Consider the following 17,749-nt stretch of genomic DNA (forward strand, 5'->3'; position numbering starts at 1 on the left):
TCAAACAATATCCGCACGATCAATACATTATTATCCACGACCTTGAGCTGCAGTACAAAGAAATCCACTTTCAAATTGACAATCTTCTCCTCTCACAAAAATGGATCCTTATGAATGAAGTGAAAAATATCCAAGGCAAATTAACCTTCGATAATACATTTAATCAACTAACCCGTAAAAACGATGATGGAACAGAAGACGTTTTTGAGGATCCCAGGATTCAAGCAAAGTGGCATTATTATTTGTTAGGATGTTGGCTAACCGAAAAACAGCTTAATTTTTTACCTATCGAATACCTTATTTTTTTTAGCAGCATAAAATCAAACTTAAAAACACATTCGGACAATCGCGAAGATTTCAGACACATCTGTAAAGGCAGAGAAATATTTCACAGGATTATAAATATTGAAAAACAGTTAAATAAACCAATTGTAGATAGGGCAACACTTGAGGGAATTGCCAACACCGTGATTAGCTACCATAATCCTAAGCAGTATAATATTTTAGAAGAATATTCACTTCAAGTAAATGATCTTCAAACAGGTGTCAGCTGTCCCACCTGCTCTTATACTCCAATCTGCTACAGAGGGGGAATATGGCATTGCCCGAGTTGCGGTTGCAAATCAAAAGATGCGCATGTCGAAGCCATATATGATTTTTTCTATTTAATAAAACCAGAAATAACAAATTCTGTGTGCCGCGATTTTCTCTACCTTCCATCAAATAATGTTTCACAAAAGAAACTCCAATCACTTAAACTCCCCACCTCTGGAGCAACCAAAAACCGTGTATATTTCCCGAATCAAGAAAGGATGAACAAATGCGATTTTCTATGAAAAACGGAATCTTAAATCCCATTCATTTTTCAGCGGAGGATTCCTTTAAAATTTCCCAGATTCCAACGACCTCTCAACCGCAATTTAATGCCCAATTCCCCTTCAATCAGGACCTACAAAAGCACCTCACCGGAAAACAACTGCTACTGGACGATATCCCCTTTACACTCGAAATCATACAAGCACATTACGAAAATGGCTATCTCATTTACAAAAAAGGCATCGATATTCAAGGGAAGCAGCTCATTTGTCAACGTTGCGGTAATAAAAATCCACAACTATTCTCCACATTCCCATGCTCAAAATGTGGAGAAACCTGTTATTATTGCCGCCACTGTATTATGATGGGCAGAATCAGCGAATGTACTCCGCTTATTAGCTGGTGTGGCCCAGTGCCAGACACCATTCTTCCTACAAAAATAATGGCTTGGCACGGAATGCTTTCCGAAGGACAGCAGGAGGCATCCAACAGAGTGGCTGATGCGATTATGCAAAACAAAGAATGGTTAATATGGGCTGTCTGTGGGGCCGGGAAAACGGAGGTCCTTTTTGCAGGAATAGAAGCAGCGCTCGCCTCGGGCAAAAGAATTTGCATTGCCACACCAAGAACAGATGTGGTTCTGGAACTTGCGCCACGCCTGAAATCGGCCTTTCCGGAGATTCCAATCGCGACCCTTTACGGGGGAAGCGAGGATCGGCATATGTACGCACCATTAACGATTGCCACAACCCATCAATTATTGCGATTTTACCATGCTTTTGATGCTATCATTTTAGATGAAGTCGATGCCTTTCCGTATACAGTAGAAGAATCACTGCAATATGCTGCCATTCAGGCTCGGAAACTGACCTCTGCGATGATTTATTTGACTGCCACTCCCAATGAAAAATGGCAAAGAGAATGCCGATATGGAAGGAGAAGTTTTACCACGATTCCGGCTAGATTTCATCGTTATCCCCTTCCAGTTCCGAGATTTGAGTGGTGTGGGAATTGGAAAAAGCAACTGCAAAAAGGGAAACTTCCGCCAAATGTTATCCACTATATCCAAAAAAGGCTCCAAAGCGGAAAACAGGCATTAGTATTTTTTCCGCATATCGAGTTAATGGAAAAAGCTCTGACCATTTTGCAGCAATTCTCCCCAAAAATTGAAGCTGTCCATGCTGAAGATCCGGAGAGAAAAGAGAAGGTTCAAAGGATGAGGGCGAAGCAAACCCCTTTGTTGTTGACGACGACCATTCTAGAGCGAGGCGTAACGTTTCCGAATATTGATGTAGTAGTGGTTGGGGCGGAGGAGGACATTTTTTCAGAAAGTGCCCTCGTTCAAATTGCCGGAAGAGCAGGGAGGAGCAAGGATTTTCCATACGGTGATGTAACCTTTTTTCATTATGGTAAAACTTCAGAGATGCTAAAGGCCAAGAAACAGATTATGTCCATGAACAGTGAAGGCGTGAAACGAGGTCTTATAGACCTTATAGATAGAAAGGAGAATCAATCATGAATTTTTTTGGACAGGATCAATGCATCATTTGTAATAAAAGGATACAACCGGAAGTAGGCTGGATTGCTCTTTTTTCAAGAGAAAAGGAGTGTTTGCTTTGTCCTAGTTGTGAAGGAAGATTTCAACAAATAACTGGGGAGCAGTGCCGGATATGCAGTAGGCCATTTTTGCAACTAGATGAGAAGTTTCAGCATGGGGACTTGTGCCATGATTGCTTCCGGTGGGAGGAGGATTCCGTTTGGAAAGAGTTGTTGGTAAGAAACATATCCCTATTTTGTTATAATGATTTTTTGAAAGAAGTGATTGCGAAATTTAAATATCGTGGAGATTATGTAATAGCCAAGATTTTTGCCCAATGGCTCAAGGTTGAAATTTCAAATATGGAAGGAGATCTTTATGTTCCGATTCCTCTAAGCGAAGAAAGACAGTACGAGCGGGGCTTCAACCAGGCAGCCGCCCTGTTGAACGAATCCGGACTTCCCCCAACTGAGATCCTCACCAGAACCCACACCGAAAAACAATCCAAAAAATCACGGACCGAACGAATCCATCTTCCCCAAGTATTCCAACTCAAATCCAACACCCAACTAAACGGAAAATCCATCATCCTCATCGACGACATCTATACCACTGGCTCCACCCTAAGGCACGCCGCCAAACTTCTCAAAAGTGCAGGAGCCCAAACTGTTCAATCCTTCACCATAGCAAGATAAAAAGGGATAAAAAGGTGATTTAAAGGTGATAAAAAAAGGTGTTAAAAAAGGTGACAGGCACCGCCCGTGGACAAAATGCAATTTTGTCCGTCTGGGGTGGACAACTGTAATGGAGACACGGTAAAAGGCGGCGATCCACATCGCCGCCGATCTTAGTATTACTGTACCCTCATATTTAGGGCTTTTTGGGCGATTTGGATGTCATGGCCCAGTAGTTGGCCAAGGTCATATGCAGGGTAGTAGCCATGCTTGTGCATGTAGTTGAACACGCGCTCGTGCCCGCGGATAGCACTAACTAATTGGTTGGTGAAGGCTGTTCGTAAAGAAGGTGTGGCGGTTTCGGTGACCGCTCCTGCTAAATTTCGTACCAAGGTTTTGGAAAGGCCTAATAAGTCCGCAGCGAAAAATCCTAAATCTTGACGGACATCTTCTGTATCTCTTGCTTGATATCCTTGGGCGTTTGGATAGAACTTTAGTAATTCCCTCAGGTTGGCCTCAAGATCATGAATGCATGTAAGATATAATTCTTTTAACTCAGAATCAGTCACTTTATTTACTGACATTTTCAATTTCATTAATCCGGTCGATTGGAAAGCAACCATTTCATGTAGTTCCAAAGTCTCGTGCCAGGCTAATAATTTTCTCTCTTCATGGCTCATTTTAGACTCCTCCTCTATTTCACATCGATTTACCATATTCCCAAGGGCTTTTGGTGGAAACTTGTTCCAACTAATATTACAATAAAGGTGAGTAACTAATTATTTTAGTAAAAGTTACCAAATGGGGTCAAATAAGGTTAAAAACATTGTCACTATTTGTCTGATGTTTTTGTCAAAAAATCGACAAAATTTTAATGCTGATTTAGCAGGATTATCATAGGGCAAAATAGAAATGTTAATACATAGCCTTAATAAAAGGAGGAGTCCAAATGAACTATAACGTACGTGGTGAAAACATTGAGGTAACTCCAGCAATCAGAGAGTATGTAGAGAAGAAAATATCTAAATTGGAGCGTTATTTTACCGAAGCACCTAATGCAAAAGTAAATGTGAATCTTAAATTCAATGCAGATAAAACTTCTAAAGTAGAGGTAACCATTCCGCTGCCTCAGCTTGTTCTACGTGCCGAAGAAACAAATAGCGATATGTATGCTGCTATTGATCTTATTACTGATAAGCTGGAACGCCAAATCCGCAAGCATAAAACAAAAGTAAACCGTAAATTCCGTGAAAAAGGGGATGTCTCTTTCCAATTCACGACTATTAATAATACAGAAGTTCATGATGATGAAGATCTTGAATTAGTCCGTACTAAGCGCTTTGACCTAAAGCCAATGGACAGCGAAGAGGCAATCCTGCAAATGAACATGCTAGGTCACAGCTTCTACGTATTTACAAACTCCGACACGAATCGTACCAACGTTGTTTACAAACGTAAAGACGGCCGCTATGGTTTAATTGAAGCTCAATAAATAAGAAATCAAACGCCACTCTGGGTAACTAGAGTGGCGTTTTTTGATGGTCAAAATGAAGAATTCCTCATTTGCGAAATCTCTTGGGGCAACTCAAATTACAACACATCGATTATGTAGGAAATATTTTTATTAAAAAAAGTTTATAAAAACCACCCAAAAATCTAATCCTCCTTCGTATCATCTAGTACATCAACAAGGGAGGAACAATTCCGACATGAAAAACAAAAAACTCGCAAGTTTAGTAACCAGCAGTGTGTTAGCATCAACTTTGATTCTATCTTATGGAGTGGGTCCTGCGTTTGCAGAAGATGAAACAACCGTAAAAACGGAGACTAGTGCCACAACAACGGATTCCGCTGTTAGCACGGACACGAATGCCACTACTGATGAAGCAGCAACGACGGAACCAGAAGGCACTTCAACTGATTCGACTGTTACAGCGGATGACAACGGTACAACTGAACGAGTGGAAACGACTGAAGCAGATACTTCTGATAATACCGCCACAGAAACAGAGGCAACCGAGGAAAACAAAGCGGATGAAACGGAAAATGTATCAGATGAAGCCGAGAAAGCACAGGATGATGAATCAGCGCAAGTGACTGATAATGAAAAGACACCATCATTGGTTCCAGGAGATTTCTTCTATTTTGTAAAATTAATGACGGAAAAGATCCGCCTTGCTTTAACATTTGATGATCATAAAGAAGCACAGCTATTATCACAATTTGCTGCTGAGCGAATTGCCGAGGCAAACGCTTTAATTGCTGATGGAAAATCAGATGACGCCGAGGACGTGCTAAAAGAAGCAATCTCTACTCAAGAGCAAGCTGCTGATAAACTAACAACTGATCAAGGGGCAACAAAAGAGGAATCAGATGAGACGAAAACTGAAACATCAGAAATTAAAGCGAGTTTAGCTCATAACATTGATGCCTTATCTGCCGCATTGACTCATGTAAAGAACCCAACCGCTCAAAAGGCGATTATGAAAAATATTCAAAAGTCATTTGCTAAACTAGATAAGAAACTTGCAAAACTTGAAGAAAAAGATACTAAATTGGCTGAAAAAATGAGCAAAGTAAAAGAACAGGTATCCGATGATACAGAAGGTAAGACTGAAGAGGCTACAGACGAAACCGAAGTAAAGAGTGATGCTACAGACGAAACCAAGAATACTACTGAGGCAGTGGAAGAGCCAGCCAGCCAAACTCAAGGACAAGCCATTACTGATTCAGATGAAAATCAACAGGTTGATGTGAGTAAGACTGAAGTGAAAGGAAAGCCAGTCATTAATAAAGGTCAACAGAAAAAGCAAGAAGTTGCTCAAAAGGTACAAGTGAAGCAACAACAAGCTGCAAATAAAACTCAAGAAAATCAGCAAAAGGCTGCTGAAAAAGCCCCACAAAAGGCTGAAAAGCACGAAGAAGGAAAAAAGGGAAATCATTAAGAAGTGTACAAATGAGGGGGCGCTAGTAATAGGTGCGCCTTCTTTTTTTATACAGGCATACAATATGTCCGTTATTTTTTAGTGAAATAATGCCATTCCAATTAAGGGAGAATGACCAAAAAAATGAAGAAAAAAGTAGGGATTTATTATCCTTTTACAATTTATTAAGGTATTTAGTAATAAAAAGAGCTGGCACACATTCGTACCAGCTCTTTCTTATAATGCTTAACTTATTGCCCCATGACAGTTCTTATATTTCTTGCCGCTTCCGCAAGGGCATGGGTCATTGCGGCCAATGTTTTCTTTGTTTACTTTTGGTTTCTTTTTCACATTTTCGCCGTCTTCTTTTGGATTCACGGCTTGGCCCTTAGCCACTTCCTGGCGTTCCAAGTTATTGCGGATTTCCGCTTTCATGATATAAAGGGCTGTTTCTTCTTCAATCGACTGAATCATCGCCTCAAACATTGCGAAGCCTTCATGCTGGTATTCGCGAAGCGGGTCGGTCTGACCGTAAGCACGAAGGTGAATGCCTTGGCGCAGCTGGTCCATTGCGTCGATATGGTCAATCCAATGTGAGTCAACTGCACGCAGCGTAACGACCTTTTCAAATTCGCGCATTTGCTCTGGATAGAGTAGCTGTTCTTTTTCCTCGTAGCGTTCTCTCACCTTCGCATAGATGGTTTCCACGATGTCATCCGGATCTTTTCCTTTTAAATCGTCTAAGGTAATGTCGCCTTCATGAAGCAAGTTGGCATTGCAATAGTCCACAACCCCTTGAAGGTTCCATTCTTCCTCATCCTCATGACGAGAAGCGTGTGCTGCCACATTGCGCTCGATGGATCGTAAAATCATACTTTGAACAATTTCACGAAGGTTTTCAGATTCCATTACTTCATCACGTTGCTTATAAATGATCTCGCGCTGCTGGCGAAGAACATCGTCATACTGCAGCAATTGTTTACGGGCATCAAAGTTGTTGCCCTCCACGCGTTTTTGCGCGGATTCAACAGCACGTGACACCATTTTGCTCTGAATTGGCTGAGAATCATCCATTCCAAGGCGCTCCATCATAGTTTTCATATTATCAGAACCGAATCGGCGCATTAATTCGTCTTCCATCGATAGATAGAACTGGGTTATACCAGGGTCCCCTTGACGTCCGGAACGTCCGCGGAGCTGGTTATCAATCCGGCGGCTCTCGTGGCGCTCGGTACCAATGACAGCAAGTCCACCGACTTCTTTGACACCTTCGCCGAGCTTAATGTCCGTACCACGACCGGCCATGTTGGTAGCAATCGTAACAGAACCAGTTTGTCCAGCTTCGGCAATAATTTCAGCCTCACGGGCATGGTTTTTCGCATTCAAGACGTTATGGCGAATGCCTCTTTTAATCAGCATCCGAGAAATCAATTCAGAGGTTTCAATCGCTACAGTACCGACAAGGATCGGCTGTCCGTTTTTATGACGCTCTGCAATATCTTCCACAACGGCATTGAACTTGCCTTCCATGGAGGCGTAAATTAAATCAGCACGGTCGTCACGGACTATTGGTCTATTTGTCGGTATGACGATAACATTCATATTATAAATGTTACGGAATTCCTCTTCTTCCGTCTTAGCAGTACCGGTCATCCCGGCCAGTTTTTCATACATACGGAAGTAGTTTTGGAAGGTAATCGTCGCCATCGTCTGGCTTTCGTTCTGAATTTCCACACCTTCTTTGGCTTCAATCGCCTGGTGTAACCCTTCACTGTAGCGGCGGCCCTTCATCAAACGACCGGTAAATTGGTCAACGATCACAATTTCGCCGTCCTGCACTACATAATCAACATCCAAGTGCATGGTCACATTGGCTTTCAAAGCCTGATTAATATGGTGGTTTAAGGTAACATGCGAATAATCGAACAGGTTTTCAATACCGAAAGCCTTTTCTGACTTGCTGATTCCTTCTTCGGTCAGCATAACGGCTTTGGTTTTTTCATCGTACGTATAATCGATATCCTTCGTGAGCGTACGAACAAACGCGTTTGCTTGGATATAAAGAACCGTCGACTTTTGTGCTGAACCGGAAATAATCAATGGTGTCCGGGCTTCATCAATTAGAATGGAGTCAACCTCGTCAATAACCGCATAAAAGAGCGGCCGCTGAACCTTTTGTTCCTTATAAAGCACCATGTTATCGCGCAGATAGTCGAAACCAAATTCGTTGTTCGTACCATAGGTAATATCAGCGGCATATGCAACCTGCTTTTCATCCTTCTCCATGCTGTTTAAGTTTAAGCCAACGGTTAGTCCTAAAAATTCATAAAGCTGTCCCATCTCAGTGGCATCACGGCTGGCTAAGTATTCGTTGACGGTTACAACATGAACGCCTTTGCCGGACAGGGCATTTAGGTAAACCGGCATGGTCGCAGTCAAGGTTTTCCCTTCACCGGTTTTCATTTCGGAAATATTCCCTTCATGAAGGGAAATACCTCCCATTAATTGTACATGGTATGGGTAAAGGCCAAGCACACGGCGAGCGCCCTCGCGCACAACCGCAAAGGCTTCAACAAGGAGGTCATCCAGTGTCTCACCCTGTTGGTAGCGGGCCTTGAATTCAGCCGTTTTTTCACGAAGCTGCTCTTCTGATAATCTTTCTGTTTCTGACGCAAGCGCATCAATTTTTACGGCAAGCTTATCCAATCGCTTTAGCTCACGCTTATTCAAGTCAAATACTTTATCTAAGATCCCCATTAAGTAATGAACGCTCCTTTTTATCGAGACTAAAGAAATCATTTCGTCAAACGTCTTTTTAAAAATAAATAGTCATTTCCATAATCATCTTACCATTTCCAGTATGGAGTGACAACAATAGAGGTCATACAACCTTGTTCGGAACTTTGTCAAATATGACAATAATATGGAAGTTATAGGTAGACCTAACCAGAATAATCCAAAACGAATTATAATGGAATTAGTATTGCATGTAAGCGTTTTAGTTTGTATAAAAATTCTAATGTATTCATGTAAACACTATTTTAATGTTATTAACGAAATCTATGTATATCAAGGATTAAAGGGCTATTTCTAGGTAAAATGTAACAATTCTGTGAATGAGTAAATATTCACAATTTGTACATTGGAATATACCTATTGAAGTCGGATACTACTGTTAGAGAGGTAAAAATGGAAAATAGATAGAGAATCAATAAAATATGGGAAGGGTGAGGAAAGTGGCCATATGGGGGAAGAAGAAAAAGATAGAAACCGATCCCGAATCTAGAGAAGAGAAAAAAAAGGGCCTATTCCGCAGACTTTGGCAAAAAGTCAAAAACATAGATTGGAAGGATCCCGTCACACGTTGGAAAGCGATGTTTGTTTCGTTAATAGCGTTAATTGTAGTGGGAGGCGGAGGTTATGGAGTCATATCCTTTACGAACTCGCCAACATTCTGCTCCAGCTGTCACGAAATGGCACCCGAATATACTACCTATACAGCTAGTGCGCATAACCAAATCTCCTGCGTACAGTGCCACATTAAACCGGGATTTATCAACATGGTAACCCATAAAATGAAATCCATGAAAGAAGTTTATTACCATGTAACCGGTGTTCCTGAACAAATTGTCCAAACAGAAGAAGAAGCGATTTCTAATCAAAACTGTTTACAATGCCACTCCAAAAACCGCCTTGTCACTGCATCAGGTGACTTAAAAGTGAACCACAAAGGACATATTGAACAAGATATCCCTTGTATTACCTGCCACCAAGGTGTGGTGCATGCGAAAATAGCCAGCCGTGGCATTAACGTTGAAGAAGTACGCGGTGAATACACCAAAGAAACTGCAGAAAAGTTAATGGAGAAGAAATACCTGGCTCCAAACATGGGAACCTGTATTGACTGTCACGACAAAGTCAACAACGGAGAAAAACCGTGGAAGGAACTTTCCTACAGCGTTCCGCCAAATCCTGAAGAAGTAGATAAAAAATTAGAAGAAAATAAGAAGAAATCCACAGAAAGCACTACAACTGAAACAACAACAGCGGGCGAAGGTACAGAGGCAACGGTAGCGGAGCATGATCAAAAAACACAAGATATCATTTTGCAAGCCATCGGTAAACAACAAAAAGATGTCAAACTCTCAATGGTATGCGAAACCTGCCATAAGAAAATAAAAGTCCCAGCCAACCACAAAGTGGCTGACTGGAGTCAAGCACACGGCGGCACCGCCATTCAAGAACTCAACAAATGCGTCAACTGCCACCAAGACTCAAAATGGATCAGAGAAATTCCAAAAGAAGACATCATCTCTCTATTGAAAATGAAGCAGCAGGAAACGGAAACATCCAAATATACACCGAACCTTACAGTGGTTAAAGATCAATCACGCGTGAACAAATTCTGTAGTGCTTGTCACGGTAATCGTCCTCCAGGACACGTTCAAAGTGATCAATGGTTAACCGCTCACGCAGCCAAAGCCCAAACACCAGAGCAAAAGGCCGAATGCTACGTCTGCCACGATCGCGAAAAACCGAAAGAAGGTTCAACAGAGGTCAAAGCACCAACCGATGTATATTGCCAATACTGTCATAGAACCGGCTTCAAGACGGATGTGAAGAATTAAACCATCGTAACAGGAGGGACTCATTATGGAAGAGGAGCGTAACGAGCTGCCGGCCCCTCCCAAGACTCGCTATAAATTATTTAAATATGCAACCATGGTGGTGTTGTTTCTAGCCGTTTTCTTTGGTCTCGGATACTTCGGACTGGAAGCAACATCAACATCTGAGTTTTGCTCCTCCTGCCATGAGATGAAGCCGCAATATTATACGTGGAAGGCTTCATCTCACAGCGAGGTTGAATGCGATAGCTGTCATATTCAACCAGGAGTAGAGAATTACGCTAAAGCAAAAGGAGAAGGTATCTTAGAATTATACAAAAATCAAACTGACAATTATTTGGCTCCAATTAAAATGCCAAAACTCATTCCGGATTCAGCTTGTGAAAAGTGTCACAATTTGGCAACCCGTGATGTCACTGCTTCTGGTGATATCATCATTCCTCACATGAAACATAAAAAAGAAAGAATTAAGTGTACGGAGTGCCATAGTGGAGTAGCCCATGGAAAAATCTCGGATCGAAAAGTTACCTACAAGAGCGATTATGGAAAATGGGACGAAAAACTGGGTGTTGCCTTTATGAGTGATAAGAAGTATACAAGTCCGGATATGGATACTTGCATGGAATGCCACAAAGCACGGAAAGTATCAGTTGAATGTAAAACTTGTCACGAAACAACCATGGTTCCGAAAAACCATAAAACAGAAGAATTCAAAGCTGGAAGTCATGGGAAAATTCAATCTTCAGATTTGAAAAAATGCGAACAGTGCCATTCTTATATGTCCAAAGAAAGTTATGACTTATTTAAAGAAGAACCTGTTTACTCTCAATTTTTAGAAAAAGGAAGTACAGATACAAGTGGAACTTCCAATGGTTTAACGGTTACTCAATATGCGAAAACCAACACCTTCTGTAAAGATTGCCATGGAAAAAAACCTGAAAGCCATAAAATTTCATCGTTTATGACAAGGCATGGAACCTTATCAAAGGATACACAAAAGTGTTTCACTTGCCATGATAACCGAATTACAAGTGATTCACCGGTTACGAGGGTGCAATGCGCATCCTGTCATCCAAGTTCACACAAGGATAATTGGAGGAAAGGTCACCCAATTGAAGTACCACAAAATCAGAAGTTTGATAAAACATGCTTAAAATGTCATGTTGAAAAAACATGTACAAAGTGTCACAAAAATAATTAGTTAACAGAATAGATTCCGAGAGGGGATTTAAGTATGGAAGCAGAGAAAGTACCTCAGGAAATGGAAAATAAGACAGCAGAGAAAAAAACAAAAAAGCAGCCAAAAACTTTTAAGAAGAGAACAGCATTCCTTCTGTTATTACTTACATTAGGTATTTCAGTAGGTACTGGTTATGCTCTCGGTCACTTTTATTTTTGGAATGACATTGATATGAAGCGAGTGAACGAACAACTAGATTACTATAAGGAAGCGGTCAGGAAAGATCCTGCCAATCTAGAAGACCGAATTGTGCTGGGATACACCTATTACTTAAAAGGGGATAATGACGAAGCAATCAAACAGTTTGAATATGTATTAGATAAAGATAAGAATTATTATGATGCCCGTTACAATTTAGGGTTGGTTTATATTAAGGAAGAAAGCTATAACGAGGCACTGATTGAATTTGAGAAGGCTGTAAAAATTGCTCCTAAGGACTATAAGGGCTATGTACAAATGGGGATTGCCTATCGGGGATTAAAAGAGTACGACAAGGCCACAAATTCGCTTGAAGAGGCAAATAAGCTGGCTCCAACGAATTCCGATATTATTTATCAAATCGGCATGGTCGCTGAAGCGCAAGGGAAATATAAAGATGCAATTGCAATCTATAAGGATGCCCTTCAATATGATCCATTATATAAGGATGCCCTTGATGGGCTTGAAAGATTAAAAGATAAAGACACAAAGGCTAAGGGTGAATAACAATGAAAAGACGTAATGTATATATCGGAATGGCCCTTATTGCTATTACCACTGCAGCAGTATTTACCTTTTTATTTATGAATCAAACAAAAGCCATTGATACGGGATTAATCGATGCCCTAAATCCAAAGGGCGCTCCCAAATACAGTCGGCAGCTTACCGGAGATTTTGATAAACCAATGGCTAAACCGATGGATATAGCTGCTAACAGCTCTTTCACTTATGTATCTGATACAAATAATAAACGTGTGCTTGCATATGATGCCACCGGGAACCTATTATTTTCTTTCGGGGAAGATGGTACAGGTAAAGGACAATTTAAATTTCCTTACGGCATTTCAGTTGATGATAAAGGAAGAGTCTTTGTAGCTGATTTATATAATGGAAATATCTCAATTTTTGATGAAAAGGGGAAATTTATAGACTATTTCGCGCCTCAAGCTACCGCTGATAAGCAAATTTCAGCGCCTGCAGCATTGCGAATAATTAATAAAAAGGTCTACGTAACAGATATTAAAACAAACAAAGCCTATGTTTTCGATATGAATGGAAAACTGCTTCTAGAAGTAGGCAAACCAGGCACAAAAGACGGTGAGTTCAATGCTCCCAACGGTATTACTGCCGACGAAGAAGGTAATATTTACGTTGTCGACACTGCTAATCAACGTGTGCAAATTTTCGATAAACAAGGTAAGTTTAAAAAAATCATTAATGGTTCCAATAATGGCAAAGGCGAATCTATCTTTGTTAACCCTCGTGGAATTGGAATTGACAGCCGTGGCATTATGTATGTAGTAAGTAACCTGACCCACCTTGTTTACGGTTTTGATAAAGACGGTAAAAAGGTATTTGAATTTGGCGGTATGGGTGAAAATAATGGACAGTTCTCTCTGCCGAACGGATTATTTATCGACGAAAATGATAATGTGTATATCACTGATACATTGAATATCAGGGTTCAAGTATTCAAATAATATCACCCTAGAAAAGTAATGATGTAGATTTATTACCAAATTCCTTCACATTAAAGGGGGTGGTATAGAAAAGTAGGGAGCATAAGTTCTTTTCAGAGAGAAAATAAAAAAAGAGAGAAAAAGAGAGATTATTTGGGAGGTTTTAAGAATGAGAAAGTTTAGTTTAAGCTTCTTGTTCGCAATCATGCTGTTTGGTATTTTTGCAGCAGCTGCTTCTGCAGCAGGAACAACACTGTCTCCAGGACCGGGTGTTGAACCTACAAACCAGAATGCAAACAATACTGGTGTTGGTGCGGACACAAATGACGGTTCTACAAAAGGATCTGTAGTAAAAGCTTTAACTGGTCAAAACGTGCACACTTCATATCAAAATAACACAAACTCATGTGCAAGCTGTCACCAAACGCATACTTCAAAAGGCGATCAATTGCTATTTGCAGATAGTGTTTATAACACTTGTTCTGCTTGTCACGATGGTACTTTAGGTTTTGCCAACGTATTTGCTAGCGGTGAAACTGCTAAAATGACCGGCGCAGGTACATTCGGCGGTACTCATGGTGCATCTCAGCACCAAGCTAACGATGTTTTAAAAATCAGTGCTGCTCCTGGTGGTAATAAAATTGCCGATTCTAAAACTAGTGGAACAAAGTGGAGCGAAAACTTCAACTGTGCAAGCTGTCACGCACCACACGGATCTTACTCTGACCGTTTATTGCAATACAATCCAAACGGAATTGCTTCAATGCCAACTTCTGAAGGTGGTATGCAGTTAGTGAACGTTCCAGTAGTAACTGATTTAACAGCTGATGCTACTTCACCTGCTATTGTATTATATCGCTCAGTGGACGGTAATGGAGTAGTTACTGTAGCACAATATAACAAACTTAGTACTAAGGTCGATGCAACAACTACTACCTATAGCTATGTAAAATCTGAAGCTCCATGGTTATATGGCTATGACCTTCGCACAGACGGTATGACTTACTGGTCTCGTTTAGTAAAAGGTGTAGTATTAGGAGATAACCCAGCGACAGCAGATGTAGTTGAAACAGACTTTATTGTAAATAAGGGTACTATCGCTGCATATGGTTCAACTTCCGGTGTTTACTTTGACTACGAACATGCACAAGCTTATTCTACTTCTGGAGCAGGTGCTACAGCTCTGACTTCTGCTACTGCCGGTTGGCTCGCTCGTCCTGTAGTAGTTAAAATGGAAGAAAATGCGGCAACACACTCAGTTAACCAAGGTGCTTATTGGAACGGCTCTACTGTAGATTTATTAGGTGTTTCTGAACAAAAGTTAAAAGACCTTGGCTACACAGTAACAGGTACTGGTGGTTCTGCAAAAGTTACAGGTATTGGTGTTGCAATGTCCAAATTCTGTGCATCTTGTCACACTGACTACCTGCAAGGTAACTCTGAGGGCAAGAAATCACACTTCGGTGATGAATATGCTGCCTACCGCCACAGCACAAACAGCGACTCTTACACTTGCGTACGTTGCCACTACGGTCACGGTACTGACGCATACATCATGAAAGATTCTCTTGGACGCACAATTACTGATTTAACTGCAGTTGGTGGTAAGTTTGCGGGAGATACTGCTGGAGCTGAAGCCTACATGACAGATGTTAACTCTTCTTCTGCTCTTAAGAAATACACTAACATGTCAGTATGTTGGGCTTGTCATAACAGCTCTCACGCTGAAACAATCAAGAACACTGAGCGTGAAGCAGATCACCCAATTGGAATGCCTACCGTTAATGGAGTACAACAATAAAAAAAAGCTAACAATTAGCGGCAACTAATTATTAGCTCAAAGTAAAAATTCTTTTAGAAAATAGGGTGCTATGCGTAAGCATAGCACCTTATTTAATCACCTAATAAATTTACCATTTCTGACACTAAATTGTCAATTTCTCAATAAAAATTTCAAGTGAAAAAGTATACGGAAGAACAGTTAAAAGAGGGCTTTCCGTAAATTTATATGTAAATTATTTTTTCAATATACATATATGAATATTTATTGAATAATCCTTATATCTACTAGTACCCCATCATCTTGAGGATTAAAATATATTTATAGACTACATTTGGACGGCATAAATAGTGGAAAAGAGGGGTACTAATGGGAAAAAGAGGACTCCTACATAAAATCAAGTTGTATGTATCAATTATTCTTGTTTTATGTATTCAATTATTTGGGCCCCAACAAATCCTTCCCGATTCAAGTGTTAAAGGAGCGGGACTAACTGGGACAGATCCAAAGATAACGATTACTTCACCAGTGACAGGTGATTTTTTAAATGAAACAAACATAACTGTTACTGGAACTATAGAAAACGTTACCACAACTGAATCTATTACTCTTTTTGATAGTGGAGAAGAAATTAATGCGCCATACAATGTAAGTGGAAATTCTTGGTCTATTCCTATTACATCTTTGACTGAAGGAACTCATATTTTTACCGCCATTGCCGTTGCTGATGGGAACTCCCTAGTTTCAGATGCTATAAAAATAACCATTGATGTAACCCCACCTACTATTACAGTTTCAGCACCAATCGAAGGAAAGCTTACAAATTCAAAGACTTTAGAAGGTAAAACAGAAGCTGATTCCACTGTGGAAATTTGCATGGATTGCAGTGAGGATTCAGAAGGTCAAGTTACCGGATCGTGGTTATCTGTATTAGCGGATAACGAAGGAAACTGGTCATCTATTTACTCTCAATTAACTGAGGGCACCCATACCGTCTATGTAAAGGCGATTGATCAGGCAGGAAATCAGGGAAGTATGAAGAAAGTTGCTTTCACACTGGACACGTTGAGGCCAATTGTTTTACCGGATGTTTCACCCAAGCAGGATATGACTCAAGTTCCATTAACGTCAACTATTAAAGTAAAGGTTTCTGATACTTCTTCATTAGACGAACAATTGATTAGCAACAGCATAAGTGTCATACGTAATGGCAGTCCTGTTGAGGGAACAATACAATATAATCAAACTACAAAGGAAATAATGTTTACTCCGAAAGACCCGCTGTCACCAAGTACTAGATATAAAGTGATGATCAATCCAGCAGGATTGGTAGATTTAGCCGGTAATGGCACATTTCCTAAATTTTGGTCTTTCACAACGGTCAGTATTCCATCAGAAACCCATAAAAATCCACATGGTGGATACGAGAATAATGTGAATATTTGTGCGAATTGCCATAGTTCCCATAATGCTCAAAATCCTAATTTGCTATCGGCGAAATTGAAAGATGAATCCCAGCAAGAACAAGTGGTTGATATGGATAATTATTGTATGGCCTGTCATGATGGGACAGGTGCACCCATTGCTGAAAATACGCAAAGTACAAATATCCATAAAGCGGCTGTAACCAAAGATGGAAAACCAAACGGAAGTGCTTGTGCAAGCTGTCATAATCCGCATTTAGATTGGTCAGCCAATAATCCGAATCTGCTTCAAGATGAAATTACATACACGCATTTGCCGAAATCTGATCCAAATCAAAATAAACCTACTGGAGAAATAAGCAGCAAAGACCAGCTTTGTGAGTCTTGTCATGAATCAAATAGCGGGGAATTAATTGCAAATCCGGCCGTTGAGTACCGTGTATTTAATTATAAAAAATCAAACACAGCTTTAGGGATATATGAGGATTATCAGCTTTGCCTTCGCTGTCATAATCATGATTTCCAACTAAAATATGATAAAGCAGCTGATATTGCCAACTATTATAATAATTTAACCGAAGAAATACAGAAACAATATGATGAAAAGAATGGGACTTCTTCCTTCGCAAAAAGAGAAATCTCTGTGGAAGAGAAAAATTTCTCAGAACATATCATAAAAGCTCAAGACGGAAGTCCTTTAGCAGGGCATATTCCATGTGCTGAGTGTCATGATACACATGGCTCCAGCAATATATATAATTTAAAGACCCAAATGGGCCACGATAATCCAACTGCCTTTGATGAAAAAACAGGCACATGGGATGCTGAAAAAGAAAGAAAGTTTTGTGTTTCCTGCCATAACGGTTCAACAGCCATTTATGGTATTACGGGAACAGCCATTTATGACCAGACAACTGGAATAGAGATGAATCCGGCCATCCCTGATCATAATAAAACCAGTACTAAAGCATGTTCGAAATGTCATAGTGATAGTACAGATGAGCAAAAAGCATTTATGGAGTCTGCTCATGCGCCGAAAAAAGGTAAACTTCCTTAAAAGTCGAGAGACAG

General features: G+C 40.4%; 13 protein-coding genes. 11 read left to right on the forward strand and 2 right to left on the reverse strand.

Annotated elements, in window-relative coordinates; genetic code table 11:
- From ACI3K6_RS09285 to ACI3K6_RS09295, 3 genes are all read left to right on the forward strand, one after another.
- A partial coding sequence (locus ACI3K6_RS09285) for a nuclease-related domain-containing protein (protein ID WP_435554586.1) occupies positions 1 to 836 on the forward strand: 836 nt, incomplete at its 5' end.
- Entirely contained in the window at positions 821 to 2,335 is a 1,515-nt protein-coding gene (locus ACI3K6_RS09290) for an ATP-dependent helicase ComFA (RefSeq protein WP_435554587.1), read from the forward strand. The genes ACI3K6_RS09285 and ACI3K6_RS09290, both read left to right, overlap by 16 nt.
- Entirely contained in the window at positions 2,332 to 3,048 is a 717-nt protein-coding gene (locus tag ACI3K6_RS09295; RefSeq protein WP_435554588.1) for a ComF family protein, read from the forward strand. The genes ACI3K6_RS09290 and ACI3K6_RS09295 overlap by 4 nt, the downstream gene beginning before the upstream one ends.
- A gap of 158 nt (positions 3,049 to 3,206) precedes the next feature.
- Here ACI3K6_RS09295 and ACI3K6_RS09300 read toward each other — a convergent pair whose 3' ends face one another.
- The gene (locus ACI3K6_RS09300) at positions 3,207 to 3,707 is read right to left on the reverse strand and encodes a spore coat protein (protein WP_435554589.1); all 501 of its coding nucleotides are present in this window, start codon (positions 3,705 to 3,707) and stop codon (positions 3,207 to 3,209) included.
- Between the two features lie 269 nt (positions 3,708 to 3,976).
- On the opposite strand from ACI3K6_RS09300, the gene hpf reads away from it, so the two are divergent.
- Complete coding sequence (hpf, locus tag ACI3K6_RS09305) at positions 3,977 to 4,519, forward strand: ribosome hibernation-promoting factor, HPF/YfiA family (protein WP_335481022.1); 543 nt, start codon at positions 3,977 to 3,979, stop codon at positions 4,517 to 4,519.
- Positions 4,520 to 4,736: 217 nt separating this feature from the next.
- Positions 4,737 to 5,972, forward strand: a complete 1,236-nt coding sequence (locus ACI3K6_RS09310) for a DUF5667 domain-containing protein (protein WP_435554590.1) — start codon at positions 4,737 to 4,739, stop codon at positions 5,970 to 5,972.
- Between the two features lie 225 nt (positions 5,973 to 6,197).
- Here ACI3K6_RS09310 and secA read toward each other — a convergent pair whose 3' ends face one another.
- Entirely contained in the window at positions 6,198 to 8,708 is a 2,511-nt protein-coding gene (gene secA / locus ACI3K6_RS09315; RefSeq protein ID WP_435554591.1) for a preprotein translocase subunit SecA, read from the reverse strand.
- A 479-nt stretch (positions 8,709 to 9,187) separates the two neighbouring features.
- Here secA and ACI3K6_RS09320 point away from each other — a divergent pair, with 479 nt between their 5' ends.
- The 6 genes from ACI3K6_RS09320 (at position 9,188) to ACI3K6_RS09345 (ending at position 17,735) form a co-directional block, all read left to right on the forward strand.
- Positions 9,188 to 10,579 (forward strand): cytochrome c3 family protein, encoded by a 1,392-nt coding sequence (locus ACI3K6_RS09320; RefSeq protein ID WP_435554592.1) that lies wholly within the window; start codon positions 9,188 to 9,190, stop codon positions 10,577 to 10,579.
- 25 nt (positions 10,580 to 10,604) lie between these two features.
- Positions 10,605 to 11,777, forward strand: a complete 1,173-nt coding sequence (locus ACI3K6_RS09325) for a cytochrome c3 family protein (protein WP_435554593.1) — start codon at positions 10,605 to 10,607, stop codon at positions 11,775 to 11,777.
- Positions 11,778 to 11,810: 33 nt separating this feature from the next.
- Positions 11,811 to 12,521, forward strand: a complete 711-nt coding sequence (locus ACI3K6_RS09330; protein WP_435554594.1) for a tetratricopeptide repeat protein — start codon at positions 11,811 to 11,813, stop codon at positions 12,519 to 12,521.
- 2 nt (positions 12,522 to 12,523) lie between these two features.
- Positions 12,524 to 13,495, forward strand: coding sequence for a 6-bladed beta-propeller (locus tag ACI3K6_RS09335; protein WP_435554595.1), 972 nt, complete (start codon positions 12,524 to 12,526; stop codon positions 13,493 to 13,495).
- A gap of 148 nt (positions 13,496 to 13,643) precedes the next feature.
- Positions 13,644 to 15,275, forward strand: coding sequence for a cytochrome c3 family protein (locus ACI3K6_RS09340; RefSeq protein WP_435554596.1), 1,632 nt, complete (start codon positions 13,644 to 13,646; stop codon positions 15,273 to 15,275).
- Between the two features lie 348 nt (positions 15,276 to 15,623).
- The gene (locus ACI3K6_RS09345) at positions 15,624 to 17,735 is read left to right on the forward strand and encodes an Ig-like domain-containing protein (RefSeq protein WP_435554597.1); all 2,112 of its coding nucleotides are present in this window, start codon (positions 15,624 to 15,626) and stop codon (positions 17,733 to 17,735) included.
- Positions 17,736 to 17,749 lie beyond the last annotated feature (14 nt).

It is taken from the genome of Neobacillus solisequens (genome assembly GCF_051233465.1).
In the GTDB taxonomy this organism is placed as follows: domain Bacteria; phylum Bacillota; class Bacilli; order Bacillales; family Cytobacillaceae; genus Neobacillus.